Raw genomic sequence first — 8473 nt, 5'->3', positions numbered from 1 at the left:
TGCGATCGCCTCTCCTCTTCTAAGTCACTGCATCAGCATCAAAAACAACCTCAAACTCAGCCGCAGGCATCCACTTACCAAGAAAGCGCTTATGATTTTCCGCTTCCGTGCGGCTGTAGAAGCGACCAACCGTATAGTGTTGAGCATTTGGCAACAACCTAACCAGTGTCCAGGGATAATTCTTTTGATTCCAGAAGCCCTGCGTCGGAGGTGGGGATGGTTCTGCTGTACGACCACAGCCGCGATGCTCCAAAATAGAGTGAATTTGAGCTAAAAGTTGCGCTCTCTCTGGTGTTTCATCATTCGGTAACAAGCTCCATTCGCGCACTGGTGCAGGTAGCCAAGTCAAGGTGTAAGAAACAGAGCCTTTGCAAAGATACCAAGACAAGCGGCGTGGCTGTTTGCGACAGTTGAACCCATCGGCACGTAAAGACGCAACAACTCTATCGCCTTCTGCTTGGAGGCGAAGCCATTCGGAGTGTTTCATTGGTATGATTTTGGTAGTTTTGTTTTAGGAAAGGGCGATCTGCGATCAATGCAAAAATGCGAATCGCCCGTTATTTATGGAAAATGCACAACTTGAACCAGAGCCTTGAATTAAAATTCAGGCTCAAAGCTTAAACCCGTTTTAACGGGTTGAAAATCTTCATGCAGTCAGCTTTAGCTGACTTGAGCTATTAGCCCGAACTTTAGTTCAGGGCGGGGTTGGGATTCCTGCTTGCGTATCACCTCCTGGCCGCTACACATCCGACACAACATGCTTCGTATGAGAAACTACCCATAGAGAGACAGGGAAACAGGAAGTATGGGGACTTCCCAAAGTGTTTCCCCGTTATTTTTGTGGCCTTAAAAGTGACCGAGTGTCACTCAACAAGTAAGATGGTAGACGATCAAAACTCAGAACGCAACCCACAATTGCCAATTCTTAAGGAAGTCAGAGAGCGACTGGGAATGACTCAGGAGCAAATAGCCGATTGCTTGGGAATATCACGCAGAACCGTTATCCGCCACGAAGCAGGCGAACGAGTCATCAAACTGAACTTTGCTCAGATCCGACGATTGAAAGAATTGCTAGAGCAAGCAGGAATGTCAATTGACGACTTACCCGCCGACATTGATTGAGGAGGTATCAGTTCATCCCAGTCTCAAGAGGAGGTTGTAACAGGTATGTAGTGAGGCTGAGGGAAGACATGCGATCGCGCTTGTTGCAGTGGGGAATGCGATCGCCCACAAAACCTCTACTGTGGTAACGTAGCCCAAATCCAGAGCCTACTACCTTGCCATACCGTATTGCCTTTTCGAGAAATAGCTTATCTCACCTGCGGGTGTTTACAGCTAGGGAGCAAAAAATTATTGCAAGTGCTGTCACCGAACAATTGAGCAATGAGCCAACTATACCAACTAAAAACCGTAAAGAGATGCGTCCAAACCTAATTGCGGTTTGGGAATTGCGGATAGGCGACTTTCGCGTGTACTACGATGTAGATGAGGAAGAATCCATCGTAGATATTCGTGCTGTCGGTATCAAGGAAGGAAATCAAATTCGCATTGCTGGAGAAATAGTTGAACTATGAAAACAGTTGACATCAGCGAGATTGCCTCACTGCTGGAGAAATACGACCAAACCGAGCAGCCTCTCATTCTAACTCGCAACGGTCAGCCTGTCGCCGCTTTATTTCCTATTGAAGATGTCGATCTAGAAACTCTTAGCTTGAGCATAAATCCCAAGTTCATCAACATTATTGAAAAATCACGTAAAAGCCAAAAAGAGCAAGGCAGAATCTTCTTAGAAGATATTCACCTGCCTTTGGAATCATGATATTTTTTTAGCGATCGCGTTTGTTGCAGTGTGGAGTGCGATCAGCTTCGCTAGTGCCGTAGGCAATCGCACTCTCAAGACTCGTAGCATGTTTTGTAAACCAGCATCATTGAAGGAGCGATCGCTATGAGTAAACCCCCCATTCTCCAAGAAGGACAATCCTATACATTTCGTTCCTACTTCGAGATGCCTTATGAACCTGATGAAATTCTGGCTGAGCTTGGCTATGCACTCGTGCGATCGCGATTGTCTCTACCGAAGACAACAACGCCATTCGAGCGACTGCCAGAATTACGTCAACGTATTGAAAAAATCTTACCTTTGGTCAGCCTCACTAGTGAAACCGCACGGAGAGAAACCTTAGTTGCTCCAGTACTAATAGAAGTTGCCACCTACTGCAACTGTCAGTTGAGAATTGAGTACCCCCTGAGTGTGAATAACTGGCTTAAAGGCAATCTCGATTACCTGCTACGTTCAACCCAAAGTCTTCTCGTTGTTGAAGCCAAAAATGATGACATGACGAGAGGTTTTACTCAAATGGCAGTTGAGTTAATTGCGTTATCTAAGATAGAAGAACAAGATGTATTCTACGGTGCCGTCACGATTGGAAATGCTTGGCAGTTTGGTATCCTCAACGTTAGTCAGCAACAAATTACTCAAGACATTGCTTTGTATTCAATCCCTGATGACCTAGAAGAGTTGACGAATACCTTGGTTGGGATTTCTCAGAGGAAGAATTCATTATAGACATTCGTGGTATCAGTTCATTCCAGTCTCAAGAGGAGGTTGCAACAGCTATGAAGTAAGGCTGAGGGAGGAGGTGCGTGAAGCGTAGCTGTCCGAAGGAATCGCGTTTGTTGGGGTAGGAGTGCGATCGCGTTGCTAACTTCGATACTCCGCTAGTTGCTGACGGATTGCTGCTTGAATCTTATCATCGAAGTCCGGGTCATCAACTCTTGTAATGACTGGGCGCGATCGCTCTCGACGCCTTGCTAGATAAGCTTGAAAAGCAGCTTGATCTTCTCGATGCTTGAGAAAGTACCGCCTTAACTCTTTGTAAGACATAGCCGTGTAGTCAACTTGACTCATTACAGCACCTCCCCATCTGGAGTAATTTCAAACTCGATTTCCTCGTTCTGCCCTGCCAAGATATATAAATTCTGAGTTCGACCGTCGATGCAAATAAGGTGGATGGGCTGAAACAGAATATACGTCAACTGGTAGCCAATTCGATACAAACACCTCAGTTGCGCGTCGGTAGGCATCAAACTCCCTATTATGTGAAGAATGTCTCTTTAGTATAACTTTAGGTGCGATCGCCCCACCGACAACCAAAAATGAGACGCGATCGCGTCTCCATCAGATTTAAGCAACACTGTAGAATTAAATGGATACTAGGGAAATAGGGAAGTCAAGGCTCTATGTCCAAGCAGAAAATTTTACAAGAAGACCGAGAGTACACATTCCGTTCTTACTTTGAGTTGGCTTATGATCCCGATGATATTTTAGCTGAGTTTGACTATTCGCTTCTTCGGGAAGAATTATCTTTACCAAAAGCCCAAGTCAGCATAGACGGATTGCCAGACCTGAAGCAAAAAATCAAGAAAGTTTTGCGATTTACTAGTCTCAGTAATGAGACAGCTAGAAGGGAAACGTTAGTATCTCCATTGCTTTTAGAGGTAGTGTGTTATTGTGAATGTCAGTTGCGGATTGAGTATCCTTTAAAAGTTAATAACTGGCTAAAAGGTAATCTAGATTATCTATTGCGGTCAAAAAATAGCTTGCTCGTCATAAAAGCCAAAAACGACGACCTCACCAGAGGCTTTACTCAATTAGCCGTGAAATTGATTGCCTTGTCACACGTTGAAGAACAGAATGTGTTTTATGGCGCTGTGACAATTGGAAATGTTTGGCAGTTTGGCAGACTCGATAGCAGCGATAAAACTATAGTTCAAGATATCAATCTTTTTAAGGTTCCTGATGATTTAGATAGTTTGACTAGCGTATTAGTAGGGATTCTGGCAGGGGTAGAGGAGTAAGAAGAATTTTTGCAGGACGCGCCACATTAAGGGGACTAAGGTTATTCCCCAGTATTTAGAGCAAAGTCAAACCGCAGGGAGAAACGCAACCTTGAAGGTATTTCGGCCTCTCTTTTTCCTGACATTCCTTCCTGTCTTAATAGCTGAAGTGAGTGTGACAGTTTTAAAAGTGATGCGATTGTCAAAATAGAAAAACCCTGGATAAGTCTAAAGACAAGCCAGGGAAGCACCGCAAGAAATCTCACTCGTTAGGCAGCCAAATCAGCTTTGTGTGACACCTAACCTTTTTTTGATAGGGTTTGCTGTTCCTTAAAACTTCCCCCTATATGAGGGAAAGAATTTATGACAGTCGCAGCACTGGTTGTATCACCAGAGTGGATAATCATTATTTCAGCTAAATCTTTAGATATGCGGTAGCGACGTTAGGAGCATTGGCGTGACGTTAGCGCTGCTGCCAAGCCCGATCGCCACTCAGGAGAAGACCACCTTGTCAGATTTGATTAATCAGGCTCAGCCCCCCCTAGAATTTATCCCGCCGGATTTTAATCCCTTCGTTCTAAGAGCGGCTCAACAACTGCTGCCCATTTGGATTCGCCGACACACCGCGATTACCCAAATTCAAGCCGACAATGTCGAAGTTCTGGTCGATCTGTACCGCCAGTTTCAGGAAGGCAAGGTGCGATTTTTGATTGCATTTCGCCATCCTAAAGTTGATGACCCCCTCTGTATGACTCACTTACTGTGGAAATTGGTGCCACAGGTAGCAAGACAGCAGGGCATAGCGCTAAAGCGTCCGATTCATGCCCATTTTATCTATGATCGGGGGATTCCCCTCTGGGCAGGCTCAAAAATGAGTTGGCTTTATTCTCGCTTGGGTGGCACCCCCATCCATCGAGGCAAAGCAGACTGGATGGGGTTGCGATCGGCTCGTGACTTGTTTGCCAATGGTCGGTTTCCGATCGCCGCGTCTCCAGAAGGCGCAACCAATGGTCACAATGAGATCATCAGCCCTCTAGAACCGGGTATTGCTCAGTTAGGGTTTTGGTGTGCGGAAGATTTGCTCAAGGCTGAACGCTCGGAGCAGGTTTGGATTTTGCCCATAGGCATTCAATACCGTTACGTTGAGGCTCCTTGGAAGGCAATAGAGAAGCTTTTAGGTGAATTGGAAGCGGCTAGTGGTTTGCCTGTTGAGGACGGAAGTTTTGAGTTAACACCTTCAACTCAAAACCTCACACCCAAAGCGCAAGACTCGCTGTATCGACGACTCTATCGTTTGAGCGATCGCTTGTTGTCATTAATGGAAGAATTCTATACCCGTTTCTATCATCAAACCCTGCCAGCGGTGGTTCAGGATACCACTTCCCAACAGCCAGAGTCAGCCAGCCATCTGAATAAAGAACTCGCCGTTCGCCTCCATGCTCTACTTAACGTTGCCCTACACGTAGCGGAGGACTATTTTGATTTGCCGCCGAAGGGAAGCTTAATTGACCGTTGTCGTCGCCTAGAACAGGCAGGCTGGAATTATATTTATCGAGAAGAGTTTAAAAATGTTAAAGCGATTTCTCCTCTTGAGCGAGGATTAGGCGATCGCATTGCAGAGGAAGCCAACCTCAAGATGTGGCACATGCGGCTAGTAGAAACCTTTGTGGCTGTCACAGGTCACTATGTGATTGAAAACCCCACAGTAGAGCGGTTTGCTGAGACGACCTTACTATTATGGGATATGGTCACTCGAATTAAGGGCAGCAGCCCCTTCCAGCGCCCTCAGTTAGGCAAGCAACGAGTACAGATGACGGTGGGACAGCCCTTATCGGTTTCACAGCGCTACCCTGTCTATCAGGCGAGTCGTCAGAATGCGAGACAGGCTGTGGCTGACCTCACTCAAGACCTGCAAAAAGCGCTGGAAAACCTGATCTCGTCAGAAGGGTAATTTAGAATGCGATCGCTTTTGGCGCTGTATAGAGAGCGCAATGGGTACTGACCTCGCCCGTAGGATAATTTCGCGCCGACACAGCCCAGCCTTTGTTTGAGCAGGATACTATATGTGTAGTAGCCTTGACATATACTTCTGCTTATGCTTATTAAAAGACGAGTGAGAGGGCGAGAGCAACAAAAAGCGAGAGGATTGCTTCTCTATGTTGTCGGCACTTAAATGGATGAATCAGACCCAAGTTAACCATGCGTATTCTTGCCATTGGCGATATTCACGGCTGCTCAACTGCATTTGATACCCTGCTCTCTGCTGTTAAACCGCAGCCAAATGATCAAATTATTACCCTTGGAGACTATGTAGACCGAGGCCCCAACTCAAAAGGTATCCTCAACAGGCTAATGGCACTCCACAAGACAGGACAACTTGTTGCCTTACGCGGCAACCATGAGCTGATGATGTTAGCGGCACGCTTCAATAGGAGAGAGGAATCCGTGTGGCGGTGTCGCGGTGGCAAGGAGACTCTTGTGTCTTACTCACGCTCTAACCGAGTTGCGAAGCTCAAGGATGTTCCCAATCGCCACTGGCACTTCATTGAAAATGTGTGTGTAGACTGGTACGAAACTGATACGCACTTTTTCGTCCATGCCAATGTCCATCCTGCTGTACCTCTAGCAGAACAGCCCGCCAAAATGTTGTTCTGGGAAAAATTCGGGAATCCAACGCCGCATTTTTCCGGCAAAACGATGGTCTGTGGACATACAAGTCAGAAAAGTGGTCTGCCGCTCAATCGGGGTCACGCCATCTGCATCGATACGAGAGTTTACAGTAAGGGTTGGTTAACCTGTTTGGATGTGACTAGTGGTAAACTCTGGCAGGCTAACCAGGTGGGGAGCGTGCGCACAGCCTGGATTGATCAATTTGCTGCCTAGTTACACTTGTTCAAAGTTACCAAGGACTGCCAATCAGCGTAAAACCTGCCCAGAAATAGGGATGTTTCAAATCTCTGGTGCCTAGCTTGGCTAGTTCTGATGGCAGAGGTACAGTCTCTTTGCCCGTGAAAAGTTTACCTTCTTTGAGAGAAACTTGACCCTTGATCATGGCTATCTGTGCCTGCCGTAAGGCTTCCGCTTTAATGGGTGATACCTTCAACTGCTGGTATAGCTGTGTCATGAGCGCTAGAGTTCCTTCATCACTCACAGACCAAAGGGATGCGATCGCTGATTTGACCCCTGCTTGCACAGCTAACCCCGCAAAACCTAACTCGGCTTGCTGATCCCCCAACGCCGTCTTACAAGCGCTCAACACTAAGAGTTCTACAGCTGGGTTACTCCAACCTAACTCAGACAACTGATCCAACTGTAGCTTAGTGTCCCAAAATTCAATGTAGGAGTTGCCAGGTGCCCCTGGACGGAAATTGGCATGGGTTGCCAGGTGAATCAGCCCAAAAGGCTGCTCCTGTCGTTGTGCCTTCAGGTTCGCTAAGGTAAAGCGATCATTCAGGAATGATTTGCCCTGCCATAGAGAAGGTGTAATCACCGATAATTCAACAGGCACTGCCGGTAAAGGTTTCTTCTCTGGGAATTGCGCAGCTCCCATCGCTAGAACCTGTAGCCCTTTAAGGCTCTTGTAGTTAGTATCGGTAATCAGGCTGAGGCTGGGCATTAAGCCAAGGCTATATTTCTCCACCAGAAACTGTTGACCGTCATAAAGAGCTGCAATGGGCAGAGAGCGCAAGCCGCTATCCATGATGAAAGACAGATTGTGAATGCCTCGCGCTTTTATCTCAGCCTCCACAGGAGCCAGTAGCCATTGATAGAGTTGCCTACCCGGAGCCTCATAGTCGCGCCCACTTTGGGAATTGGTCACTTCAGACTGAAATTGCTGAACCACTTTGAGGACTTTCTCACGCGTCGCTCCAGTTAGCAGGCGACGAATCGGTTCACCCTCCCCTGTTACTAGCACCACTTCCAATTGGTATTCAGAATTTTGGGTTTTAATGTCTGGGTTTCGGCTTGGTTCGGCAACACTTGTTGACTGATTGGCTGCAAGGCTTGGCGGCACAAACGTTGCATAAATGAGTGCGGGTTTTACACCCGTTGCTCTTTCGACTTTGCTAAGAATATTACGGGCTTCTGCCAGGGTTACAGGCCGAGTTTTACTAGGGAGCCCTAAATATTGCTCGAATTGACGCGTCAAAGGCTCTTCAATCGAAGGAACTAAGTTAGGTCTCACCTCACCTGGCGAGGAGTTTCCAAGTATCCGTGGTGAGGATGAACTCGCTGTTTGTGAATAGGTTGCGCCAGCAGCAGGAAGATAAGTTGCCTTCTCGCCGCCTGATGAATTGATCTTCCTAGTACTAGAGGAGCTGCTTGTTGAGCTGCCACTACCGGAGGAGTTGCTTGTTGAGCCACTACCGGAGGAGCCGTCTGTTGAGCTGCTCTTGCTGGGTAGATTGGATATTAACGCACTACTGGGTGAGAGGACTGTTGAGCCAGCACTGGAGGAGTTGCTTGTTGAGTTGCTACTACCGGAGGAGTTGCTTGTTGAGCTACTACCACCAGCTGGGGTGGCTGTATTGCCCGTGGTTGTTCCCGGTGGGTTGGTTGTTCCCGGTGGGTTGGTTGTTCCCGGTGGGTTGGTTGTTCCCGGTGGGTTGGTTGTTCCCGGTGGGTTGGTTGTTCC

Annotated in this window: 12 protein-coding genes; 8 read left to right on the top strand and 4 right to left on the bottom strand. The window is 47.2% G+C overall.

Translation table 11 applies throughout. The features are described from left to right. Positions 1-19: 19 nt before the first annotated feature. Complete coding sequence (locus tag V6C93_RS16235; RefSeq protein WP_333477709.1) at positions 20-487, bottom strand: hypothetical protein; 468 nt, start codon at positions 485-487, stop codon at positions 20-22. Positions 488-879: 392 nt separating this feature from the next. On the opposite strand from V6C93_RS16235, the gene V6C93_RS16230 reads away from it, so the two are divergent. The 4 genes from V6C93_RS16230 (at position 880) to V6C93_RS16215 (ending at position 2566) form a co-directional block, all read left to right on the top strand. Continuing rightward, the gene (locus tag V6C93_RS16230; protein WP_333477708.1) at positions 880-1122 is read left to right on the top strand and encodes a helix-turn-helix transcriptional regulator; all 243 of its coding nucleotides are present in this window, start codon (positions 880-882) and stop codon (positions 1120-1122) included. Between the two features lie 155 nt (positions 1123-1277). Beyond that, positions 1278-1574, top strand: a complete 297-nt coding sequence (locus V6C93_RS16225; protein ID WP_333477707.1) for a type II toxin-antitoxin system RelE/ParE family toxin — start codon at positions 1278-1280, stop codon at positions 1572-1574. Beyond that, entirely contained in the window at positions 1571-1819 is a 249-nt protein-coding gene (locus tag V6C93_RS16220; protein ID WP_333477706.1) for a hypothetical protein, read from the top strand. The genes V6C93_RS16225 and V6C93_RS16220 overlap by 4 nt, the downstream gene beginning before the upstream one ends. A gap of 126 nt (positions 1820-1945) precedes the next feature. Further along, positions 1946-2566 (top strand): hypothetical protein, encoded by a 621-nt coding sequence (locus V6C93_RS16215; RefSeq protein WP_333477705.1) that lies wholly within the window; start codon positions 1946-1948, stop codon positions 2564-2566. A gap of 135 nt (positions 2567-2701) precedes the next feature. Here V6C93_RS16215 and V6C93_RS16210 read toward each other — a convergent pair whose 3' ends face one another. Both V6C93_RS16210 and V6C93_RS16205 read right to left on the bottom strand, forming a co-directional pair. After that, entirely contained in the window at positions 2702-2908 is a 207-nt protein-coding gene (locus tag V6C93_RS16210; protein WP_333477704.1) for a DUF6887 family protein, read from the bottom strand. Continuing rightward, a complete protein-coding gene (locus V6C93_RS16205) occupies positions 2908-3084 on the bottom strand; it encodes a DUF6888 family protein (RefSeq protein WP_333477703.1) in 177 nt (58 codons plus the stop codon). The genes V6C93_RS16210 and V6C93_RS16205 overlap by 1 nt, the downstream gene beginning before the upstream one ends. Positions 3085-3240: 156 nt before the next feature. Between V6C93_RS16205 and V6C93_RS16200 the strand changes: the two genes are divergently transcribed. The 3 genes from V6C93_RS16200 to V6C93_RS16190 all read left to right on the top strand — a co-directional run bounded on the left by V6C93_RS16200 (position 3241) and on the right by V6C93_RS16190 (position 6720). Continuing rightward, positions 3241-3858 carry a hypothetical protein gene (locus V6C93_RS16200; protein ID WP_333477702.1) on the top strand — a complete coding sequence of 206 codons (618 nt, stop codon included), beginning with the start codon at positions 3241-3243 and terminating at the stop codon, positions 3856-3858. Positions 3859-4345: 487 nt separating this feature from the next. Beyond that, positions 4346-5788, top strand: a complete 1443-nt coding sequence (locus V6C93_RS16195; RefSeq protein ID WP_349262732.1) for a 1-acyl-sn-glycerol-3-phosphate acyltransferase — start codon at positions 4346-4348, stop codon at positions 5786-5788. Between the two features lie 248 nt (positions 5789-6036). Further along, the gene (locus tag V6C93_RS16190) at positions 6037-6720 is read left to right on the top strand and encodes a metallophosphoesterase family protein (RefSeq protein WP_333477700.1); all 684 of its coding nucleotides are present in this window, start codon (positions 6037-6039) and stop codon (positions 6718-6720) included. Between the two features lie 16 nt (positions 6721-6736). Here the strand turns inward: V6C93_RS16190 and V6C93_RS16185 are convergent, their stop codons facing one another. Next, positions 6737-8023, bottom strand: coding sequence for a CHAT domain-containing protein (locus tag V6C93_RS16185; protein ID WP_333477699.1), 1287 nt, complete (start codon positions 8021-8023; stop codon positions 6737-6739). A 163-nt stretch (positions 8024-8186) separates the two neighbouring features. Here V6C93_RS16185 and V6C93_RS16180 point away from each other — a divergent pair. Then, positions 8187-8473, top strand: a 287-nt coding sequence (locus V6C93_RS16180; protein WP_333477698.1) for a hypothetical protein, incomplete at its 3' end; no start/stop codon positions are given.

The sequence above is a fragment of the Allocoleopsis sp. genome (genome assembly GCF_036703385.1).
In the GTDB taxonomy this organism is placed as follows: domain Bacteria; phylum Cyanobacteriota; class Cyanobacteriia; order Cyanobacteriales; family Coleofasciculaceae; genus Allocoleopsis.
This window is presented reverse-complemented; position numbering and strand designations above follow the sequence as displayed.

Bases quoted from the DNA above. Each gene is read 5' to 3' on its own strand.
- V6C93_RS16220 (WP_333477706.1), top strand. From the start codon at position 1,571: ATGAAAACAGTTGACATCAGCGAGATTGCCTCACTGCTGGAGAAATAC.
- V6C93_RS16230 (WP_333477708.1), top strand. From the start codon at position 880: ATGGTAGACGATCAAAACTCAGAACGCAACCCACAATTGCCAATTCTT.
- V6C93_RS16200 (WP_333477702.1), top strand. From the start codon at position 3,241: ATGTCCAAGCAGAAAATTTTACAAGAAGACCGAGAGTACACATTCCGT.
- V6C93_RS16210 (WP_333477704.1), bottom strand. From the start codon at position 2,908: ATGAGTCAAGTTGACTACACGGCTATGTCTTACAAAGAGTTAAGGCGG.
- V6C93_RS16235 (WP_333477709.1), bottom strand. From the start codon at position 487: ATGAAACACTCCGAATGGCTTCGCCTCCAAGCAGAAGGCGATAGAGTT.
- V6C93_RS16215 (WP_333477705.1), top strand. From the start codon at position 1,946: ATGAGTAAACCCCCCATTCTCCAAGAAGGACAATCCTATACATTTCGT.
- V6C93_RS16205 (WP_333477703.1), bottom strand. From the start codon at position 3,084: ATGCCTACCGACGCGCAACTGAGGTGTTTGTATCGAATTGGCTACCAG.
- V6C93_RS16190 (WP_333477700.1), top strand. From the start codon at position 6,037: ATGCGTATTCTTGCCATTGGCGATATTCACGGCTGCTCAACTGCATTT.